Raw genomic sequence first — 21,295 nt, forward strand, 5'->3', positions numbered from 1 at the left:
ACGCCCACGAGACCAAAGATTCATCGGCATAGATCGAGTTTGGATTGGGTTTCGTTCGGAATGCCTCCATTGAGCGATGTCGAAACTCATTCCGTAGCCACGCCGTACACGACTTGAACACATCCACGCTTGAGCAACTGTCGAACCAATTTGTCGCAGGCGCGGATGTCTCGAACACGGCGATCGTAAGTCCGTGTCCCCCAGTGATTTCTATCCCGAACAATTTTGAATGACTTCAATACACAACTACTTGGTGACGAGAGAGAGTTGCGGTATATTGGAATTCCGGTCGTACATCCGCAATCCCTCTTCCAGTCGAGCACCCACTAATGAGGCACCGCCCCGACGCGAGCATTGTCATCGTTACACGCAATCGTTGGCCGGAACTCGAAAAAGCGATCGAGTCCTCGAACGCCCAAGAGGGCGATGTCGAGGTCATCGTGATCGATGACGCGTCGACCGACGGCACGAGCGATCGCGTTCGAGCCCGGTTCCCCGGTGTCCGACTGGTGACCTCCTCGACTCCCGAAGGATACATGGGGCACCGGAATCGTGGCGTGGAGATGGCTCGCGCACCGATCGTGGTCATCATCGACGACGACGCTCTGTTCGCGACACCTCGCGTGGTCGCACAGACGTTGCTCGACTTTGACCACCCTCGGATCGCCGCGGTCGGTGTTCCGTTTCGTGACATGACCTACCAGGACACGAGCGTGAAACAGCGCTCACCGGACGATCACTCGATATGGATCCTCGATCGGTTCAAGGGAACGGCCCAGGCGCTCCGACGCGACGTCTTCCTTGCTCTTGGCGGTTTCCGACAGTCGCTTGTGCATCAGGGAGAAGAGGGTGATCTTTGCATTCGAGCCCTCGCCGCGGGGTACGTCGTGCGATGCGGGCGTTCGGATGAGATCCACCATTTCGAGTCGCCCAAGCGCGACCTGTCGCGGCAGATCCGTCACAACGCGAGAAACGTGCTCCACTTCAACTGGCGATACACCCTGGGCCTTTCCACGCCGTCGCACGCACGTTCGCGAGCAGCCTCCTGCTGTTACGCCATGGCATTCGCACCCGATATGTCCGGGCCACCCTGAAGGGATTGTGGTGGGGTGTTTCGGAGATTCTCACCGGTCGTGTCGCGCGTGAATCCCTCCCGAGCGATCTGTATGCTCTCTTTCGATCTTTGGGGAGTGTCCCCGCCACATCTCTGAGTTCCATCGAAACTCGCCTACCGACGATCAGGTCTGTGGACGTTGGAACATCATCAGATTCGTGGCGAGAAACTTCGACATTGGCAGACTCTCAAGTCGAGCCGAAACCCTTCCCGAGAGTTCCGGATCGTGCGACCAACCTCGGGATCGAAACTTCTCGATCCAGTACGACTGGGGCTGCTCGTTGATGTGACCCGTGCCACCCTGTCCTGGATGTGCGGCGGTGAGTAGCACGTGCGCCGCATCGCAGGACACGAGATAGTCCACGAATCGATCGGCGAGCGATTCGGGAAGGTGTTCCGCCACTTCGGTCGACATCGCCAGGTCAAAGGGACCGTCGGCGGGCGACAGGCCGCCCTCCACTCGCAGATCGAAAGGCCTGACTGGAACCCCGGCGCGATCGGCCCACCGCCGACCCTTCGCGTTGTGCTCCAAGCCCAGAACGCGGACTCCGCGCCTCTTGAACTCCGCGGCCATCGCCCCGGTGCCGCAGCCGACGTCGACGAGCGACGAGATTCCCGGAATCTCACCGAGAACCGCGTCGGCGAGGTGGGGTGCAGCGGCCGTGGCGCCTTGATGAAAATGCTCGAAGACCCCAGGGTTATACATAAGCCATTCCCAGCCGATTCGCTCTCCCAGACGCGAGAGCCTCATCCACGAGCCGAGGCGAATGTACCGGAGAATGTCTTTCACGCGCTAAACTCCTGTCCCATATGACTCTTGGAGGACTTCGAGTGACCTTGGATTCGAGAAGGAACGCTAGGATCATCCTCACCGGCGGTGCCGGCTTCCTCGGGCGCTTTGTCGTGGACCGCCTCAAGGCCCGCGGCGTGCCCGAGGCCAATATCTTCATCCCCCGTCGGCGACACTATGACCTGACCAACACCACCGATGTCGCCCGCCTCTATAGGGAAGCTTTCGCGCCCCACAAGCCCGACCTCGTCATCCACATGGCGGCGGAAGTCGGCGGCATCGGCGCCAACCGCGAGAACCCCGGACGCTACTTCTACGCCAACATGGCCATGGCCCTGCATCTGATCGAGCAGGCGCGGATTGACGGGCTGATCGAGCGCGGCGGCAAGTTCGTCCAGGTCGGGACCATCTGCGCCTATCCCAAGTTCACGCCCGTCCCCTTCCACGAGGACAACCTGTGGAATGGCTATCCGGAAGAGACCAACGCGCCCTACGGCGTGGCGAAGAAGGCCGCGTGGCAGATGCTCGATGCGTACAAACTCCAGTACCGCATGCGCTCGGCGTACGTGCTCCCGGTGAATCTCTACGGACCCTGGGACAACTTCGATCTCAACTCCAGCCATGTGATCCCCGCGCTCATCCGCAAGTGCGTCGAGGCCCAGCGCCGCGGCGATCCGAAGATCGTCTGCTGGGGGACGGGGAGCGCCAGCCGCGAGTTTCTATATGTCGATGATGCCGCCGAGGGAATCGTGCGGGCGGCCGAGGTAATGGACGATCCGACACCGATCAATCTCGGCGCCGGGTTCGAGATCACGATCAAGGACCTCGTGGAACTCATCGTGAAACTCACGGGCTTCAAGGGGGCAATCGAGTGGGACTCGACCAAGCCCGACGGGCAGCCCCGACGCTGCCTCGATACGTCGAAAGCCCAGCGCCTGCTCGGATTCAAGGCCCAAATGGACTTCGAGGAAGGCCTGAAACGGACCATCGACTGGTATCGCCAGCACGCCCAATGAGATCCGCGCAGATTCCATGCCCACCGTTCCGCCTGATCGGGCGATGTTCGACTCCGCGGTTTCCCCGACTCGCGTTTCAGTGCCCCGACCAAACCGCCGATGCAGGATGACCTCAATTCTCGGGCCCTGAACCGAAGTTCTCGGCCTGTTTTTGCACCGTCCCGCTATCATTTCGGTCCCGCGAGACGCTCTCACGGCTCGCGAACCCGTGTGACGGCACGGCGGTACTGGTTCCGCGTCGGGGCTCCCTCAGGCCCACGACTTTGACAGCACGTCTTTGAAAGCGAGATGAGCACATGGCGGTCGATCGTTCCCTGGCCGGCGGCGTCAAAATCAACAAGAACTCCTCCATCGTCGTCACCGGCGCCGGTGGGTTCATCGGCGGGCACCTTGTCGCCTTTTTCAGGGACATGGGCGTCAAGGACGTCCGGGCCGCCGACATCAAGCCGCTCGAGGAGTGGTACCAGGTGCACCGCGGCGTCACGAACCACGCCGGCCCGCTCCGTGGCGATTGCCGCGACTTCAAGGTCTGCCGGAAGATCTGCGACGGCGCCGACGAGGTCTACCAACTCGCCGCCGACATGGGCGGCATGGGCTTCATCGAGAACAACAAGGCGCTCTGCATGCTCAGCGTGCTGACGAACACGCACATGCTGCTCGCCGCTCAGGAGGCGGGGGTGAAGCGGTTCTTCTACGCCAGCAGCGCCTGCGTCTACAACGCCGACAAGCAGAAGAACCCCAAGATCACCGCGCTCAAGGAGGCCGACGCGTACCCGGGCCTTCCCGAGGACGGCTACGGCTGGGAGAAACTCTTCTCCGAGCGCATGTGCCGCCACTTCCGAGAGGACTTCGGGATCAACACCCGCGTCGCCCGCTTCCACAACGTCTACGGGCCCGAGGGCACGTGGGAGGGCGGGCGCGAGAAGGCCCCGGCCGCCATCTGCCGAAAGGTCATTGCCGCCAAGGTCTCCGGGAAGCACGACATCGAGATCTGGGGCGACGGGAAGCAGACCCGCTCGTTCATGTACGTGGACGACTGCGTCCGCGGGATCAACATGATCACGCACAGCCAGATCCTTGAGCCGATCAATCTCGGCAGCAGCGAACTCGTCAGCATCAACCAACTCGTCTCCATCGCCGAGGAAGTCGCCGGGATCAAACTGAAGCGTCACTACAAACTCGACGCGCCCAAGGGCGTCGCGGGGCGCAACAGCGACAACACCAAAATCAACCAGTATCTCGGCTGGGAGCCCTCCACACGCCTCCGCGACGGAATGGAGCGGACCTATCGCTGGATCTACGACGAGTTTGTCGCGAAGTACAACGCCAAGACCGCGCACCTCTCCTCCATCTCGACCTTCACCAAGGGCAGCCACCCGATCCCCGGCGACGGCTTCAACCCCGAGAGCCGGAACATGAAGACCTGGACCCAGGGCATCCCCGAGGGGTATGGCAAGAAGGCAGGTGGTTCGAAGGGTCGCTCGTCCAAGGGTGTGAGCGCGAAGGCCGGCTCGAAGAAATCTGCAAAGGCATAACGCGAACACGCCTCAGAGGCGGCATCGACCCGTGGCACCTCCGACCATCCTCATCATCAGCCAGGTCTACGTTCCCGACCCCGCGAGCGTCGGACAGCACATCGCCGATGCCGCAGAAGAGTTGGCACGACGGGGCTATCGCGTTGTCGTGTACGCCTCGGCGAACGGTTACGACGACCCCACCAGGAAGTATCCTCGCCGCGAGGCACTCAGAGGCGTCGATGTCCGAAGGCTTCCATTCTCCAGCTTTGGAAAGGGCAGCATCACCGTGCGGCTGCTTGCCCAATCCATCTTCGTGGTGCTCGCCTTTGTCCGAGGGCTCTTTACCAGGAACCTCGCGAGCATCCTCGTCTCAACCAGCCCTCCATTTTGTGGCGTCGTCGGGGCCTGGCTCAGCAAGATTCGCCGGGTCCCCGTGACCTATTGGCTCATGGATCTCAACCCTGACCAGATGCTCGCGCTCGGGAAGGCACGCCCCGACCAGGTGTCGGTTCGTGTCTTCGAGCTCTTCAATCGCATCATCCTTCGACAAGCCTCCAATATCGTCATGATGGATCGATTCATGCTCGATCGAGTCCAGAAGAAGGGCGTCGACGTCGCGAGCAAGACCACGATCGCGCCGCCCTGGCCCCACGACGAAGGGACCCGAAGCATCGCCCACTCCGTCAATCCGTTTCGCAGCACACACAATCTCGAAGGAAAGTTTGTCGTCATGTACTCGGGCAACCACAGCCCGGCCAATCCGCTCACGACGCTTCTTGATGCCGCCGAACGACTCCGTGATGACCCCAGACTTGTCTTCTTGTTCATCGGGGGCGGTGGTGGCAAGAAGGAGGTTGACGAGCGAATTGCAAGCGATCACAACGCGTCCAACCTGCGATCACTTCCGTATCAGCCCCTTGATCAGATCCAATACTCGCTCTCTGCGGCCGATGTCCATGTCGTCAGCATCGGCAACGAGGTGGTGGGCATAGTCCATCCGTGCAAGGTCTATGGTGCCATGGCCGTCTCTCGACCCGTACTGCTCTTGGGTCCGAGTCCATCACATGTGAGCGATCTCATCGCTACCCATTCCATCGGCTGGCATGTGGCTCACGGAGACGTTGATGGCGCCGTACGCACACTCCAAACAATGCTGGAGATGAGCGCGGACCAACTCCATGCCATGGGCGACCGTGCAGCGAGAGTGGTTTCGACCGATCTCGGCCGCGACAAACTCTGTGGTGAGTTCTGCGATGTCATCACTCACGACCTGGCGCCTGCTCCGGCGTCGTCGTCTGATTGACGAGTTTCCGTGCAAAATATCGCTTCTCTCGATAGAGCAGCTCGATCATGTACTCATAGGACGCCATCAATGCGGCGAGATGCCACCCCGCGCGACCATCGAGGAACCCCAGTCGCAGGAGATACATGTATACCCAACGAATGACCGGTTTCCCCGGTAATCTCGGCCAGACCTCACGACGAACCCATTGACGGTATCGAAGCCGGTCTCGAAACAACCTTGCGGGCGCGGCGCCGGCCCCCTGGCCCAGAGATGTTCGCAACCACTCGTCGCTTTCCATGTCCGCGTACCTCACGTGCTTGGAGATATACCCCGAGATGGTCTCGCGCCGGATGTGCACCATCAGGTGCTTCATGTATCCCGTCTCTCCGTCGCAGATCATGTGCTCATGAACCGATCGGTCCTCATACCGGCACGCGCCTCGCCTGAAGAACCTCAAGTTCCACGAGGGATATAGCCCCCCCCAACGGATCGGTCGACCCATGAACACGACGATCCGATTCACGAACCAGCCCGAGTTTCGCGTCTCCGACTTCGCGACGCGGATCGCTTCATCTCGAAGCGCGGGCGTGACGCGCTCGTCGGCATCGAGGATGAACACCCACTCCCCACGGAACGGCAGGTTCTCGAGACCCCAGTTCTTCTGCCGCGAATAGTTCTCGAATCGATGCTCCACGACTGTGGCGCCCGCCTTTCGTGCGATCTCCTGGGTTCCGTCGGTGCTGAAACTATCGAGCACGTACACCGGGCCCAATCCGAGCGCATTCTTCACGGCCTCTTCGATGTGAGCCGACTCATTCAGAGTGGGAATCATGACGTCGATGAGTGGCGTGCCATCCTCTCGACACGGATAACTCTTCGGCGCGACTGGCGGTGGATCGGGTCGCGTGTCCCCGGGCTCTCGCAGCAGGCGACGGACCCACCATTCCGTTCCCTCTCGCCACCTCCTCTGGGCCTCGGCGATCTTGACCTCGAGCCAGTACTCGTACATCGAGATCATCGTGGAATACCGGATCCCCGCCCAGCCGTCGAGGAAACCACCCTTGAGGATCACGTCGTGCAGCCAGCGGAGCACGCCCCGCAAAGGGAGGAGAAAACTGAGATTCTTCGCGGCGCGCCGCTTCGCCATGGGATCGCCCACGAAGAGTTGGCGGAGTTTCGGGAGACCCTCCGTCCGAACGCGCAGCGCCTCGAAGGCCTCACGATCGCTGTAGTAGTTGTGCTTGTTAAACCACCGAACCAGCCCCGACGCGAACGAGTTGTGCTCGAAATGTTCGTCGAGCGTGCCGACGCTCCCCTCCACGATCGGGTGCACGTTCGTGGCACGAATCTCGTACCGGACCTTGTCCGGACGCAGAAGACGGATGATCCACACGGGATATCCGCTCGATCGACGGATCCACTGGCCCAGGAACATGTTCTTGTATCGCAGCCGAAACGCCGAGTGCTCCTGATCGGTCCGGTTGATCTCGCGAAGTATCTCCTCGCGCAACTCCGGGAGCACCCGCTCGTCCGCGTCGCACACATAGACCCAAGGGTGGTGGTACGCGATCTCCTTGAGACCGAAGTTTCGCTGGAGGTACTCGGTGTCAAAGTGCCGCTGATACACCCTCACGTGAGCATACCGCCTCGCGATCTCGACGGTTCGATCGGTCGAGTAGCTGTCCAGCACCACGACATCGTCGCTGAACGAGCACGCCTCGATGCACGAGGCGATGTTCGCCTCCTCGTTGCGAGTCAGAATCAGGATGCTCGGTGGCGTTCGCCCGTCGCGGGTCGGAGATGTTGATGCCTCCATCGTCGTCAATCGCCCTCTCTCTCTCCACCAGGAGCGCCGACCAACCCTTCCATCACCCGCGCCCGGATCACCCGAGCCGGGTTCCCCGAGACGACGACGCCGGGAGGAACGCTGCGCATCACGACGGCTCGTGCCCCAACCACCGCGTTGTTCCCGATCTCAACACCAGGTCCCACAAAGGCATCCGCGCACACCCACACCCCGCTTCCGATACGCATTGTCGGGCGAATGAGCGGTAAATCGGGCTTCCGGTAGTCGTGTGTTCCGTTGCAGAGATGCGCATTCTGCGACACGATTGTGTGCGACCCGACGGAGACCGGACCGAGGTTGTACACCTCGACCCCCTCCGCGATCATCGAGTGCTCCCCCATCGAGAAGAGCCACGGGTGCTTGATGCGGGTGGACGCCTTGGTCCCGGCCGTCGCGGGCATGACCGCACCAAATCTCCGGAGCCAGAAGCGTCGCCACCCCGAGGCGCGGCGCCACGAGTACCGAATCAGCGTCGCTTGCACAAGCTCCCACAACGCGCGTCGCGCGTACTCGCCGAACGAATACGGGTACGACGCCGTCAAGTCCAATCGTTGGAATACATCCCCACGAGTCGACTCGACCCCGTCAGGCCTCGACATGGGAACCACGCCTGGGGGAGCGCCGCGCTCGGATTCACCTTCACCCATCATGACGCAATCTTTAGTCGCCCAATCCCAAAAACCCATGATCGATAGGCCTACTTTTCGTCGACACCATGTCGACCACCCGTCCCTTTGCCGTCCTCCACTTCATCGAAGCGATCGACCTCTCCCATGGCGGTCCCGTGAGAGCTGTGCTCGACCTTTCCCGGGGACTTGCCGAACGCGGGCACACGCAACGAATCCACACGGGGCGCATCGACGTGAACTCCGCCGAGTTTCCGGACAACTCGGCAATCACCGGAGCGGTTCTTCCAACGATTGTCCACCCCTCCATGTTCCGTGGATTCTTTGGCTTTCGCACGCAGAGTTCCGAGATTGAACACGCGATCCGGTCCACCGACGTCGTCCACTTCCACAACGTCTGGCAGCCGGCTCTTCCACGCCTTGCACGCCTCTGCCGTCGGATGGGCACGCCCTATGTCATCAGTCTTCGAGGCATGCTCGATGACTGGTCCATGGCCCAGAAGTCGTTGAAGAAACGGCTCTACCTTGGCCTCGCAGGAACCTCAACCCTCGAGCGTGCCTCCGCCGTCCACTGCACCGCACAGTTTGAGCTCGAGCAAGCACAAAAGTGGTTCCCCAAAGGCCGTGGTGTCGTCATCCCAAACCTCCTCGACCTGAACCCCTTTCGATCCCCCCCAGGCCCAAACCCGGCACAGCAGAAGTACCCAGAACTCCTCGAATCCAGACCCAAGGTTCTCTTTCTCAGCCGGGTGCACTACAAAAAGGGCGCCGATGTCTTCGTCCAGGCGATCGCCGAACTCACACGACGCGGCATCGACGTGCGTGGCGTCGTGGCCGGGCCAGGCGATCCGGAGTATGTCCGTCAACTGCGTGAACAAGTACGCACTTCGGGAATCGACGACCGCATCCTCTTCACCGGCCATGTCAACGGCGATCTGAAAATCTCTCTGTATCAGGCCTGCGAGATCTTCGCCCTTCCCACGCACCAGGAGAACTTCGGCTTCGTGATTCCCGAGGCCCTTGCCGCGGAGGCCGTCGTCATCACAACCAAAGGTGTCGACATCTGGCCCGAACTCGAGAGCAGCAATGCTGTCGTCATCACCGACCGGACACCAGCCGGCTTTGCCGATGCAATCGAATCGCTCGTCAAGGATCCGCCGCGACTCGCCCGGATGCGGGAGAATGCCAAGCCGTTCGTATTCCGTGAGTTCGACGAGAGCCGAACGCTCGACAAGTTCGAGCATCTGTACGAGCAGATCATCTTGGGCAAAGCCCGCTCTTCGTCCTAGAACCACAGCCCTCATTTGAGCACACTCCAACCCCGGTCGATCACTGGTATGCTGTACGTGCAATGCTGGCGTCGGTGCTCATAGTGCGTTGACATCGGGGTGGGATTTCGTGCGCATTCTCCATTACATCGACTCGTTGTCCGCGCGGGTCGGCGGCCCCTCGCGCTTCGTCCTTGACGCGACGCGCGTGCTCGCGAAGTTTGGCGTCCGATCCACGATCCTCACCCACGAGCCCCCCGACGCGGACTCGTTCGATCCCGCTGATCCCGCGTCGCCCCAGATCATCCATATCAAGTCCGACTCACCCGTCGATCTGTGGTTCGGCTCGCACATGAAGCGGACAACGAAGCGTGAGATCCAGCGGGCGAGCGTGCTCCACCTGCACAACCTCTGGGGTCCGCGCGATCTTCAGATCGCCGCGAACGCCCGGACGATCGGCACGCCATACGTCCTCTCGGTGCACGGCATGCTCGACGAGTGGTCGCTCCAGCAACGAACGCTCAAGAAGATGACGTACATCTCGCTGGCGGCACAGAACATGATCGATGGCGCGGCGAGAATCCACTGCACGGCCGCGGGCGAACTCCAGCAGGCCGCACGGTTCTTTGTGGCGAGCAACGCCGACATCGTGCCGCCGATTGTCGATCTCGCCCCCTATCGCGCGCTCCCCGGACCGGACCTCGCCCGAGCGCGGTTTGAGTCTCTCAGAAGCGGACGTCCGGTCGTGCTTTGTCTCTCGCGCGTGCACTACAAGAAGCGCCCCGAGTCATTGATCGCCACCGCCGCATCGCTCCGCTCGCGCGGGCTCGACACCACGGTGATCATCGCCGGCATGGGCGACGAGGACTACATCCAAGCGCTCAAGGCACAGGCCCGATCTATGAACGTCGACGACCTGGTCACCTTCACGGGCAGCGTAACGGGACAGGACAAACTCTCGCTCTATCAGGCCGCGGATCTCTTCGTGCTCCCCACAAGCCAGGAGAACTTCGGGCTCGTACTCATCGAGGCGATGGCCTGCGGCACGCCGGTTCTGACGACCAAAGGAACGGACATCTGGCCCGACATCGAGGCGAGTGGTGGCGGCCACGTCGCCGATCCTGAATCCACCGAGTTCGTCGAGTTGATCCAATCGATGTTCACGATTCCTGAGAAGCGAGCCCGAATGGGACAACGCGCCCGTGATTGGGTTCTGCGAACATTTAACGAATCCCAGATCAGCGCACGATTCGTGGCGATGTATCGCAATGCCCTCGATGCGAACACAAACCGTCCCCGTACGCCGATGTCCACGAACGGCACTTCTGGCATGACGGGATAAGCACATTCAGCATTTTGTTATCGGACAACTCAGATTGATGCTGTGATAGCACGTGCATTTCCGAACACGGACAATGACGTAACAGTCGCATTTACAGGCACATCGATCAAATCCGAAATATTTTCTCCATTTTCCTGGTAATTCTCATTTTTTGTTGCACATTCCACATTGTCCAAGACCGTCACGACCGAATCGATTGGTTAGGGTCGTGTTTGGAAAGGTGGAAGAGATGCGAATTCTGCACTACATCGACTCACTCGCGGCAAGCGTTGGTGGCCCCGCCCGGTTCGTGATGGATGCGGCGCGCGTCATGACAGACACGGGTCACCCTTCGTCGATTTTGACAACAGATCCGACCGATTGCCCCGCGGCTTGGGTTCACGTCAATCCCGTCCGTGGCGCGTTTCCCCGTGTACTTTTGACTGGACACCGTTCGGTTGGAAACCTGTTCTTTGCCCCTGCCCAGGTCTCGGAGATCCGGCGATCGATGAGCCGCGTCGACGTGCTCCATCTCCATAATGTGTGGGGGACGGCCGATCTTCAACTCGCGGCCACCGCTCGAGCGATGGGTCTTCCATACATCGTGTCGTTACATGGAATGCTGGACACATGGTCTATGGACCAACGCGGGATGAAGAAGCGGGCGTACCTGACGCTCGGGGCTCGCCACATGCTCGAGCGCGCTGCGGCGGTGCACTGCACGGCTCAAGCCGAGTTTGATCAGTCACGTCGATGGTTCCCGAAGGGGTCGGCGGCGCTCGTGCCCTATATCGTCGATCTCGATCCATATCGTGATCTTCCGGGTCGGGAACCTGCCCGTGAGCGATTCGAGTTTCTTCGTAATGGCCGTCCCAACCTGCTGTTTCTTTCACGTGTTCACTACAAGAAGTGCCCAGATCAACTCATCCACGCGGCTTCGATCTTCCGTTCGCACGGACTCGACGCCAACTTCATCATCGCCGGCATGGGAGATGAGGCGTACATCGCATCCCTGAAAGGCATGGCCAACTCGATGGGTGTTGGTGATCGGGTTTTCTTCCCGGGTTCGGTGATGGGTCAGGAGAAGTTCTCTCTCTATCAAGCTGCCGATCTCTTCGTGCTGCCCACCAGCCAGGAGAACTTCGGATTGGTACTGATCGAGGCCATGGCATCGGGCACACCCGTGGTGACAACGAAGGGGACCGACATTTGGCGTGATATTCAGGCAAGCGGCGGGGGCGAAATCGTTGACCACTCCCCAGTCGACCTGGCCTCGTCTCTCGTGGAACTGCTCCGTGATAAGCCTCGGCGTCTCGCCATGGGCAAGGCAGCTCGCGAATGGGCCCTGACAACATTCGACGAGTCGCACCTCTCGAACCTGTACGAAGGCATGTATGGCGAGAGCGCCTCGACCCGACCCCGCTTCGTCGCGCCAATGGCTGATCGTCAACGCTGGGAGCAGCTCTGTCCGCTCGTCCCGGCGCGCGGCGTCGCCATGGCGTGATCGACGAACCCCGTTGATTCTTCCCTGAGAGGTCCTCGACTCGCGCAGACCTATCCTCTGCTGCGTGCGCATTGTCCACTATCTGAAATGGCTCCGTTGGCGCGACGGGGGGACCGTGCGCGCCGTGCTTGATCTCTGCGCCGCACTCGCCGCCGCCGGACACGAGATCACCATCCTTACCGCCGATGACGAAGCGGCCCCGGCCCACTGGCCCCGTGGTGAACACACTCCCACTACTCTCGTCCCGCGATGCGTGCGTCTCCGCGTCTGTGATCGCCTTGCCGAGTGGCGGGGGACACCCACGGACGAAGCAGCATCCGACAGGCCTACCCAGTGGCTCGATCGACCGTCGCTTGAGATCGCGCGCCGCCTTATCGTCGGCAGCGACGTGCTCCATCTGCATGGCATGTGGGCACCCACCAACCTCCAACTTGCAGGGATCGCCCGTCACGTCCGTATGCCATACGTCGTGACGCTCCATGGCATGTTGAAGGACTGGAGCATGCAGAACAGCCCGATGCGAAAGCGGGCATTCCTCTCGATCTTTGGTCGGCGGTTTCTCCGCCACGCCGCCGCGGTTCACTGCACGACGAACGCCGAACTCGAGCAGAGTTCGCCGAGGGCACCGGGCGCGATCTTCCGTGTCATTCCATGGTTCTTCGTGCCACCAGCGGTGTTGCCAAGCGTCGAAGAAGCCGCGCGACTGTTTCCGCAGATGGCCGCTGCGAGCCACCGGATCCTATTCCTAAGCCGGCTGAACACCCAGAAGGGAGTCGACCGCCTGATCCTCGCAGCGGGCGAACTCCGTCGACGTCGAGTGCCGTTTTCTCTCTGGCTCGCCGGCCCCTCGGACCCTCCAGAATATCAAAATACACTCCAATCGCTCGTTCGTGAACAGGGGATCGAGGACGCCACAACATTCCTGGGTCTGATCCGAGGAGACGATAAGTGGTCGCTCTACAGACTCGCCGATGTCTTCGTCCTCCCAACCCGCCAGGAGAACTTCGGGTACGTGCTCTTGGAGGCCATGGCGGCGGGCGCACCGGTGGTCACGACCAAGGGCGCCGACCTATGGCAGGAACTCGAAACCATTGGCGCATGTCGGGTCGCTGACCCCGTCGATCGTCAACTGCCGATCGAGATCGAGAAAATTCTCGCTGATCCTGCTGCTGGAGCGCGGCTCTGTGCCGTCGCGACTTCACACGCCGCCCACGGGTATCGTCCTATTCGAATCCTCGCAGACTACGAGGAGATGTATGGTCGTGTCAGAGCGTCGAAGTTGTCGTGACGATGAGCACCTAGTGAAACTCGGTGTGGAGTTGCTCAAGACTTTGGTTGTGCTCCGCAGGCTCTTCGGTCGTGAGTTGCCTACTCCTGGCCGTCTGGATAACCATGTGGAGGATCGAGGCTGAGAATACCAGAAAGACGCTCATCACAGACACACGGGCGACGCCATAACCCTCGAAGTTCGAGCCGACAAAGTACGCAAACATGAGCCCGGCGGCTGTGTCCCCCAGGTTTCGCTCGTCCGAATGGAGCGACCATCGAACGATGAGGTACTTCAACCACATGACCGCCATGGCGGCGTAGAGCGCCAACATCAGGAGACCCGAACCGACTCCATAAGACGCGACCGCGAGCATGAGTGAGTTTTCTGACGAGCCCGCGAACGCCGTCCCGTTGCCCATGATCGGGCTATCGCTGGCCGACTCGATCATCCTGGTCCAGGCTCCCGCACGAGTGTTGTCGGTGGAGACCAATCGATCCGCAGTCAGGACGACACCGAACGATTCCAACAGTTGCAACCCGCCGAACACGCCGATGCCAATAGCCGGAGCGAAGAGAATCAATCGGCCGATTCTCGAGTAGAAGACCGCGGCCAGCCCGATCAGACCCATGAGTGCGGAAGTCCGTGACCCCGTCCAGACAATCATGATCCCGCAGGCGCCGCCGACCAGCGCCCAGAGCAATCTCCATCGGCGCGTACTCTCGTTCACCATCAACCACGAGCACACCGTGAGCGTCATGGCGAGATAGACACCCGCGTGCTGCGGGTTTCCGAGAAGTCCGCGAAATCGCCCCCCTTGACCCAGGGTCAACCCTGCCCTGTTTACGCCCAACTGAAGAACGACACCCACGGCCCACGCAAGCCCGACCCAGCCCACGGCTCGCATGCCCGCGCGAACGGATCCCGTAGTCCTGAACATCGCGGGGAGGAGCATGGCCAAGGGCACAATCGAGACGACCGCGCCCACAACGTTCTCTCCGACCCGAGCGGCCGATCCCTTGTGATATCCGTCGAGGACACCATCAAACATGCCGAGGAGAAGAAAAATCACCGCGACTGGAGACCAGTCCGCCATCGTGGTCCGACCAACGTGGACCAGCAACGCGATCACCCCGATCAGCGATAGACCAAAGAATGCCTCGGACCTCGCGGCTTGAACGGCGTGGAACATCGTCCTCGTCACTTCGCCGTGTCGAGTATCGGACTCTTCAACAATTCCCAACGCCGAAAAGAGCACCATGCCCGCAAAGAGCACGGCGAAGGCCCCGAGTCGTGACACGACCAAGGCGAGCATTATCACTCCGCCAACCAGCCCAAGGAGCAGGATCCAGATGTTGTTCGATTCGAGTCCGGGAATGTCTGTGACTCCTATAGTTGAACGTGCCCACCGGCTAAGTCGGTACCGACACCTTCAGTGTTCCCGGAATCATCGGCATGAACTGCCACCCGGTCGAGCGCCCGAAGTGGCACTGGCGCTCAAGATAATGCAATTTCTTCTGTGTCGGACCAACCGTGATTCGAACCCGAGGACTCCTCATGACCTGCCGCACGTCATCTGCCACGACCATCGCCGCCCTTATCGCGACTAGCGTGCTCCCCTGGGGTATTGCTTCGTGCATTGCGCAACAGGAAGCCGGGACTCAATCCGATGTCGGAGAAACCGCCACCTCACCAGCGTACGACATCCAGTGGGCTCCGGTTCTGCAGTACCTGCGGTCGTACAGCAATCCATCGACGGCGCCGCAACTGCCCACCGACAACGTTCCGCTTCGTGCGAACACGATCATCGTCTACGAGTTCGATCTACCGCACGATCTCCGTGAGGGTCCTCACATGGCGGATTCTCCCTCGGCACTCCAGGCTCTTCGTGATCATGTCCGCGCCTCGGTCGAGCGCCTCATCCCCGACCCGGCCTATTCGGGATATGGCGTGATCGATTGGGAATCGTGGTATCCCCTGTGGGTTGAGCCGCAACACCGATCCACGACCTATCCCACGATTTGGCCACGTTGGATCGACCATATGCGCACGCAGCGCCCAACGGAGTTGGCCGGGCTTCGCGGAACCAGCCTCGAAGCCAAGTATCGCGAGTCCTACGACGCGGCCTCACAGGCCATCTTTCTCGCGATGATCGAGACTGCGAAGGAAACACGCCCCAGCGTCAAATGGGGGTACTACTCATTCCCGAATCCCGTGCTGAGCGGATACACCACGACCAACAACGGAAACAACTTCTGGATGGATCGAAACGATCGACTCGCGTGGCTCTACAACGCTCAGACCGCGATCTTCCCATGCCTGTACATCCAGAAAAAATCTTTCCCCGAAAGCGTCAGGCTCACGAGGCCAACCCAGGCCCGTGAATCCGCCAACCTCTCGTTTATCCATACAAACATGACCGAGGCACGTCGGATCGCGGGCGACAAGCCCATCCTCCCCTTTGTGTGGATGCGTTACCACGATAGCAATCCGGACTATGGTCTGCAGCCCCTCAACGACTTTGATCTCCAGGTTTCGTTCGAGCGGCCGAAAGAATTCGGCGCAACCGGGATTATTGTGTGGGAGAGTGTTCAAGATGTTCCCACGTTCAATCTTGTCCGGAACTACATGAATCTCAAGTTCAATCCCCTTGCGCGTCGCATCGGCGACCCCTCCGCGTGGACTTCAACTCTCCTCCCGCCCCAGGATGCTCCTCCCGCCTCACCCACACCTGCCCCGGCCATGCTCCGCGCCACGAGGGTCGACGCTGGTGCTGCCTCGACAGGGAACTCCTCGGGTGCTGCCGCCACGAGCGGCAACGCCGCCACCCGTTCCTACCGTCGCGAACTCCGTGCCGAACGGCAGTCATCCGCCGGCAATCCAACAGCCGCCGAGGCTCGAGCCGCCCTTCGTCGGGCCAATCGACCCTGAGAAATCTCTCTCTTCCACCTCGCTACAGCCCCGCGCCCAACCGCTCCGCCACCACGAACGAGAGTTCCAGCGCCTGCTGATAGTTGAGGCGCGGGTCGCACACGCTGCGGTACCGTCCGTCGAGGTCCTCCTCACGGACGTTGGCCATTCCCCCCACACACTCGGCCACGTCCTCGCCCGTCACCTCAACGTGCAGCCCGCCCAGTGTCGATCCTAAAGCCCGATGCACATCGAGCGTGCGTTCGAACTCGGCCGTGATGTCCTCGAAGCGCCGTGTCTTGAGACCGCCGGATGTCGTACGCCCATTGCCATGCATCGGATCACAGATCCACAGCACCCGATGTCCCGCGCGCCGGATCGTGCGAATCAGCCCGGGGAGCACCCGCTCGACCTCCATCGCCCCGAGCCGAGTGATGAGTGTCACCTTGCCGCCCTCCTCGTGCGGGTTGAGCACGGCACAGACGCGCACGACCTCCTCCGGCGTCGCCGTCGGCCCGATCTTCACGCCCACAGGATTGCGGATCCCCCGCGCGAACTCAACGTGCGCCCCATCCACATGCCGCGTCCGCTCGCCGACCCAGGGCATGTGCGTCGAGAGGTCATAGAACCCCGTGCGTCTTGGCACGCTCCGCGTCGACGCCGCCTCATACTCCAGCATCAGCGCCTCGTGGCACGTGAAGAACTCCACACGAGCCAGTTCCTCGATCGTCCGCTCCCCCACCGACTCCATCAGTCGCACACCCTCGGCCACGCTCTCGCGCAGCCGCTCGTACCGCGCCCGGAGTTCCGGCGTCGGCGAGGCATGCCGGAGCGCGGGCAACTCCCAGTTCTCCGGGTGGTGCATGTCCGCGAATCCGCCATGCACGAGCGATCGCACGAAGTTCAACGTGGCCGCAGCATGCATGTACGCCCCGACCAATCGCGAGGGGTCCGGTGTGCGGGCCTTGGGCGTGAACTCGATCGAGTTCACCATGTCGCCGAAGTAACTCGGGAGCGAGACCTCTCGCCCGTCGATCCTCTGCACCTCGACCGCGCTCGTACGGGGTTTGGCATACTGCCCCGCGAATCGCCCCATCCGCACGACGGGTCGCTTCGCCCCGCGTGCCAGCACCAGCGACATCTGCAACAGGATCTTCAGTTTCGCCGCGATCGTCTCAGGCCGGCACTCCTCGATGGACTCGGCACAATCGCCCCCCTGGAGCACGAACCGCTCGCCCCGCTGCGCCTCGTCCAACTGTGATTTGAGCCGCTCGATCTCCCAACTCGTCACCAGCGGCGGAAGTTGCGCGAGCCGCGACGTCGACTCGCGCAGCGCCCGCGCGTCCTCGAATCGAACAACCTCGGCGCCGGGCTTCGCACGCCATGAGTCCACGCTCCAAGGCCCAGAATCGCCCCTCTCGGCCCCGTGAAGGCCGATTTTGCTCTCGTGATGCCCGCTCGTGCCCACCCGTGCGCCTCCCATCTCGCGTTCAACCAACGCAGTGTAGTGATCGAGATGAAAGATTTTTTCCCGGAAGATTTCAACTCGTGGGTCCGAGCGGTCGATTCCCAAGGTCGGATAGGCGGTTATCACTCTTTTTCCGCGGCATCGTGCCGCCAGACCGCCCACCACACGCGAGGCATGGACGCCCGCGAACGGGAACGACCGAGCGCGTGCTCGGCACCCACACCACCGCCCACGATGGGCACCCTCGAGCATGGAGGCTCGGTCTCAAAGGAGTGATCGATAATGGCTACGACTCGCACGAACAAGACCCGCACGGCTTCCCGCAAACGCACGACCACCAAGCGTCGCACCACCGCGAAGCGCTCCGCCACCAAGCGCACGACCGCCAAGCGTGCTACAGCCAAGCGCACCACGGCCAAGCGCCGCACGACCGCCAAGCGGACCACCGCGAAGCGCACGACGGCCAAGCGCACCGCCCGCCGCTCCACCGCCAAGCGCACGACCGCGAAGCGCTCGGCCACCAAGCGCACCAGCGCGAAGCGTTCCACCGCGAAGCGCACGACGGCCAAGCGCCCCGCCGCCAAGCGCACCTGGGCGAAGCGCGCCAGCACGGCCCGCTTCTTCTCTACCGCCCGCAAGGCCGCCTAAGCGTTCACCAACAGTCAAGCACACGCGGGCGAGTCTTGGACTCGCCCGCGGTCATTTTTGAGATTCATCACTCTCAGCCACGACGATGCCGATACGTGGCACACACTCAACCCGTGGGCAACGCATCCTGCCCCAACCCCACGTCATCGGCGTCGTTCCATCCCATCGACTCGCGCTCGCCCATGCCGTTCATGGACACTCGTCCATTTTCGCGAAGCGCCACGCCGCGATTCGTACGTGACGACCGCACGCCATGCGTCCCGAGTGTCTCGCGAGTGATGCCCTGGCGAGCGAGCGCCTCGTGGTGGGCGGCCACGTGGACCTCCCAGAAGTGCTCGAACGAGCGCTGCATCGAGTACTTCTGCATCGACTCGTGGGCCGCCTCGCCCATCCGCGCGAGACGCTCACGGTCCGAGAAGAGTTCGACGAGGCGATCGACCCACGCGCCGGCGTTGTCGCCGGGGAGCACATGCCCCGTCACGCCGTCTTCCACGACCTCCTTGGGCCCGCCCTGATCCGAGACCAGAACGCCAATCCCCGAGGCCTGCGACTCCATCACAACCTGTCCCAGCGTGTCCGTCAGAGACGTGAACGCGAAGAGATCGCACGAGGCATAGACCTTCGAGAGGTCCTCGCCATGCTTGAACCCCAGGAACCGCGTGCGCGTCCCCTGGAGTTCCTCCTCCATCGTCTTGCGATACGGCCCGTCGCCCACGATCACTAGTTCCGCCTTGATTCCCTTCGCCTTGAGCCGCCGATCCGCCTCACGCCACACCTTGCTCAAGAGCGGCATGTTTTTCTCGACGCTCACGCGGCCCACGAACAGCGCCCGGAGCGTCTGCGGATCGCCCAGCGAGGCCCGATCCTTGAATCGCGGATGGAACTCCTCGACCCGAATGCCCGGCATCAAGGGCAGCACCGCATCACGCTTGATTCCCAGGTTCGCCAGAGCGTCCACATAGTCCCGGCTCCGCGTGAAGATCGAGCGGAAGGGCGCGTAGAACCCCTTCATGAACTTCGAGCAGAGCCACGTGAGCGCCTCGTCCTCGAAGAGGTGCTCGATGTATGCCGGGAAGTCCGTGTGGTACACGCCGACCACCGGCACCTTCAGCATCTTTGCCGCCACGTATCCCACGCACCCCACCGGGCCCGGCGTCGAGATGTGCACCACGTCAGGCTGATTCTGGTCCAGCCAGCGCAGCATCCGCGTGAGCGGCGGGACCACGATCTCCAGGTTCTCGTACTTCGGCATCGCCGTCGCGAAGATCGGCGCAAAGTTCACGATGTTCTTCTGCTGAGGCAACTCGAAACGCGTGCTCGTAAGCACCGTCAAGTCACGCCCCGTCGCGTTCGCCTGATCCGCCGCGTTGCGGATGAACCGCGACACGCCGTTCACGTCTCCGAGCGTGTCCGTGAACAGAACGACTCTCATCGGACGCTCCATGACGCTCGTCCCGTTCCCCGGCCTGACCGACTCGTGCTCGATGCGATCCACGAAGGGGCGCTCCTTGTTCTGGTGGAACATGCTGAAGACATACGGCACCTGGGCCAACTCAACCATGAGCGCCGAAGATATCCCGTTCACGATCTCGCGAACCCGACGATCCTTGATCCCCTCTATCACGCCCGCGGCCAGGGCTTCCTGAACCGCCGACACGACACCGTCAGTGAAAGACGCCATCTCGTCGTGACTGGCCATCGCGCTCCCTCGGCCCAGGTCGCGACCGCCCAACGCCTCTCTGATCCCAGGATGGGCCGCCAGCCCCGCCGAGACCGCCGGTACGAGTGCCTCGAACAGCCCCGAGAACCGGGGCTTCCCGCGGCGCCACGAGACCTTCTGCCGGATCGCGTCGAAGAGCAATGCCGCCTTGCTCGGCGATGGAACCTCAACGCCAGAAAACCGCAGCAGCACGCTCGCCCGTTTCCTCGCGATCGGGCGAAGGTGCGGCACGATCCGACGCGCGGCATACTCAGCCCCCACGCTCGCCAACTGGTGCGCGAGCAGCGCCGAGTGCCCCACCTCGCCACCGACCCTGCTCCGGCCGGCCATGATCTCGCGAAGGAACTCCTTCGGCCCCATCTCGCCATCTCGAGGCAGGTCCACTTCCGTCCACGTCCGCCCGATGTTCAAGAGCGCGTGATCGTCCGAACCACCCGTCTTCCCCTTCTCCCAGATCCGAGGCCAGTGGATCGTCAGCCCGTGCTCCTGCGTCAGGCGATGGATTCGCCCGGGCGTCAAGGCCGACAGATACGCCTCCAGCCCGCGCCGATGCGTGCCGCTGTGCGCCCCGTTCAAGATCTCCCAGCCTTTGAAGAGGAGCGCACACCGATCCAGGTGCCACCGGGACAACGCCGAGTGCTGCATATAGAGCGGATGGGCGAACGAGTGGGCCAGGTTCCTCTCGTGGAGCCACGCGGCAAAGGCGTACACGTCATGCCGAAGCCCGAGTCTCTCGATCTCTTCGTGCCACTCGGGCGTCAGGCCCCAGACTAGAACGTGCAGTTTACACCCATCCTCAGGAAAAACGACCGTGACCTCTTCTCCCACGATCAGGTGGTCAAATCCTCGTTCGACCAAGGACATCGCCCCATCAATCGTGTCGTGATCCGTGATCGCGACCAGATCCATCCCGCGAGCCATGGCCTGTGCGTACACCAACTCCGGCGGCGAGTACGACTCCGGACACCCAATCCACCCTAACGCCCGGACCGCCG

At 61.9% G+C, this 21,295-nt stretch carries 16 protein-coding genes; 10 read left to right on the forward strand and 6 right to left on the reverse strand.

The window, feature by feature from the left end:
* The first annotated feature begins 329 nt into the window (after positions 1 to 329).
* Positions 330 to 1,094, forward strand: a complete 765-nt coding sequence (locus IPK69_07170) for a glycosyltransferase (GenBank protein ID QQS07794.1) — start codon at positions 330 to 332, stop codon at positions 1,092 to 1,094.
* Positions 1,095 to 1,238: 144 nt separating this feature from the next.
* On the opposite strand, the gene IPK69_07175 is transcribed toward IPK69_07170, so the two are convergent.
* Positions 1,239 to 1,904 carry a class I SAM-dependent methyltransferase gene (locus IPK69_07175; protein QQS07795.1) on the reverse strand — a complete coding sequence of 222 codons (666 nt, stop codon included), beginning with the start codon at positions 1,902 to 1,904 and terminating at the stop codon, positions 1,239 to 1,241.
* 20 nt (positions 1,905 to 1,924) lie between these two features.
* On the opposite strand from IPK69_07175, the gene IPK69_07180 reads away from it, so the two are divergent.
* The 3 genes from IPK69_07180 (at position 1,925) to IPK69_07190 (ending at position 5,740) form a co-directional block, all read left to right on the forward strand.
* Complete coding sequence (locus tag IPK69_07180) at positions 1,925 to 2,920, forward strand: GDP-L-fucose synthase (GenBank protein QQS07796.1); 996 nt, start codon at positions 1,925 to 1,927, stop codon at positions 2,918 to 2,920.
* A 296-nt stretch (positions 2,921 to 3,216) separates the two neighbouring features.
* Positions 3,217 to 4,455, forward strand: a complete 1,239-nt coding sequence (locus IPK69_07185; GenBank protein QQS07797.1) for an NAD-dependent epimerase/dehydratase family protein — start codon at positions 3,217 to 3,219, stop codon at positions 4,453 to 4,455.
* A 31-nt stretch (positions 4,456 to 4,486) separates the two neighbouring features.
* Positions 4,487 to 5,740, forward strand: a complete 1,254-nt coding sequence (locus IPK69_07190) for a glycosyltransferase family 4 protein (protein ID QQS07798.1) — start codon at positions 4,487 to 4,489, stop codon at positions 5,738 to 5,740.
* Here the strand turns inward: IPK69_07190 and IPK69_07195 are convergent.
* Positions 5,697 to 7,538: a glycosyltransferase gene (locus IPK69_07195; GenBank protein ID QQS07799.1), complete on the reverse strand. Its 1,842-nt coding sequence runs from the start codon at positions 7,536 to 7,538 to the stop codon at positions 5,697 to 5,699. The genes IPK69_07190 and IPK69_07195 overlap by 44 nt on opposite strands.
* 5 nt (positions 7,539 to 7,543) lie before the next feature.
* Positions 7,544 to 8,167: a putative colanic acid biosynthesis acetyltransferase gene (locus IPK69_07200; GenBank protein QQS07800.1), complete on the reverse strand. Its 624-nt coding sequence runs from the start codon at positions 8,165 to 8,167 to the stop codon at positions 7,544 to 7,546.
* Between the two features lie 116 nt (positions 8,168 to 8,283).
* On the opposite strand from IPK69_07200, the gene IPK69_07205 reads away from it, so the two are divergent.
* The 4 genes from IPK69_07205 (at position 8,284) to IPK69_07220 (ending at position 13,575) form a co-directional block, all read left to right on the forward strand.
* Positions 8,284 to 9,483: a glycosyltransferase gene (locus IPK69_07205; GenBank protein ID QQS07801.1), complete on the forward strand. Its 1,200-nt coding sequence runs from the start codon at positions 8,284 to 8,286 to the stop codon at positions 9,481 to 9,483.
* Between the two features lie 109 nt (positions 9,484 to 9,592).
* Complete coding sequence (locus tag IPK69_07210; protein ID QQS07802.1) at positions 9,593 to 10,804, forward strand: glycosyltransferase; 1,212 nt, start codon at positions 9,593 to 9,595, stop codon at positions 10,802 to 10,804.
* Positions 10,805 to 11,033: 229 nt separating this feature from the next.
* Complete coding sequence (locus IPK69_07215; GenBank protein ID QQS07803.1) at positions 11,034 to 12,287, forward strand: glycosyltransferase; 1,254 nt, start codon at positions 11,034 to 11,036, stop codon at positions 12,285 to 12,287.
* A gap of 124 nt (positions 12,288 to 12,411) precedes the next feature.
* On the forward strand, positions 12,412 to 13,575 hold the full coding sequence (locus IPK69_07220) for a glycosyltransferase (GenBank protein ID QQS07804.1): 1,164 nt from the start codon (positions 12,412 to 12,414) through the stop codon (positions 13,573 to 13,575).
* A 10-nt stretch (positions 13,576 to 13,585) separates the two neighbouring features.
* Here IPK69_07220 and IPK69_07225 read toward each other — a convergent pair whose 3' ends face one another.
* Entirely contained in the window at positions 13,586 to 14,869 is a 1,284-nt protein-coding gene (locus IPK69_07225; GenBank protein QQS07805.1) for a hypothetical protein, read from the reverse strand.
* A gap of 242 nt (positions 14,870 to 15,111) precedes the next feature.
* Between IPK69_07225 and IPK69_07230 the strand changes: the two genes are divergently transcribed.
* A complete protein-coding gene (locus tag IPK69_07230) occupies positions 15,112 to 16,485 on the forward strand; it encodes a hypothetical protein (GenBank protein ID QQS07806.1) in 1,374 nt (457 codons plus the stop codon).
* Positions 16,486 to 16,507: 22 nt separating this feature from the next.
* On the opposite strand, the gene IPK69_07235 is transcribed toward IPK69_07230, so the two are convergent.
* Entirely contained in the window at positions 16,508 to 17,947 is a 1,440-nt protein-coding gene (locus tag IPK69_07235) for a 3-deoxy-7-phosphoheptulonate synthase (protein ID QQS07807.1), read from the reverse strand.
* 267 nt (positions 17,948 to 18,214) lie between these two features.
* Between IPK69_07235 and IPK69_07240 the strand changes: the two genes are divergently transcribed.
* Positions 18,215 to 18,580, forward strand: a complete 366-nt coding sequence (locus IPK69_07240; GenBank protein ID QQS07808.1) for a hypothetical protein — start codon at positions 18,215 to 18,217, stop codon at positions 18,578 to 18,580.
* 106 nt (positions 18,581 to 18,686) lie between these two features.
* Here IPK69_07240 and IPK69_07245 read toward each other — a convergent pair whose 3' ends face one another.
* Entirely contained in the window at positions 18,687 to 21,221 is a 2,535-nt protein-coding gene (locus IPK69_07245) for a glycosyltransferase (GenBank protein ID QQS07809.1), read from the reverse strand.
* Positions 21,222 to 21,295 lie beyond the last annotated feature (74 nt).

Source organism: Phycisphaerales bacterium, assembly GCA_016699835.1.
Taxonomy (GTDB): domain Bacteria; phylum Planctomycetota; class Phycisphaerae; order Phycisphaerales; family UBA1924.

Bases quoted from the DNA above. Each gene is read 5' to 3' on its own strand.
- IPK69_07170 (QQS07794.1), top strand. From the start codon at position 330: ATGAGGCACCGCCCCGACGCGAGCATTGTCATCGTTACACGCAATCGT.
- IPK69_07180 (QQS07796.1), top strand. From the start codon at position 1,925: ATGACTCTTGGAGGACTTCGAGTGACCTTGGATTCGAGAAGGAACGCT.
- IPK69_07185 (QQS07797.1), top strand. From the start codon at position 3,217: ATGGCGGTCGATCGTTCCCTGGCCGGCGGCGTCAAAATCAACAAGAAC.
- IPK69_07195 (QQS07799.1), bottom strand. From the start codon at position 7,538: ATGGAGGCATCAACATCTCCGACCCGCGACGGGCGAACGCCACCGAGC.
- IPK69_07200 (QQS07800.1), bottom strand. From the start codon at position 8,167: ATGTCGAGGCCTGACGGGGTCGAGTCGACTCGTGGGGATGTATTCCAA.
- IPK69_07205 (QQS07801.1), top strand. From the start codon at position 8,284: ATGTCGACCACCCGTCCCTTTGCCGTCCTCCACTTCATCGAAGCGATC.
- IPK69_07215 (QQS07803.1), top strand. From the start codon at position 11,034: ATGCGAATTCTGCACTACATCGACTCACTCGCGGCAAGCGTTGGTGGC.
- IPK69_07225 (QQS07805.1), bottom strand. From the start codon at position 14,869: ATGCTCGCCTTGGTCGTGTCACGACTCGGGGCCTTCGCCGTGCTCTTT.
- IPK69_07230 (QQS07806.1), top strand. From the start codon at position 15,112: ATGACCTGCCGCACGTCATCTGCCACGACCATCGCCGCCCTTATCGCG.
- IPK69_07235 (QQS07807.1), bottom strand. From the start codon at position 17,947: ATGGGAGGCGCACGGGTGGGCACGAGCGGGCATCACGAGAGCAAAATC.
- IPK69_07240 (QQS07808.1), top strand. From the start codon at position 18,215: ATGGCTACGACTCGCACGAACAAGACCCGCACGGCTTCCCGCAAACGC.
- IPK69_07245 (QQS07809.1), bottom strand. From the start codon at position 21,221: ATGGCTCGCGGGATGGATCTGGTCGCGATCACGGATCACGACACGATT.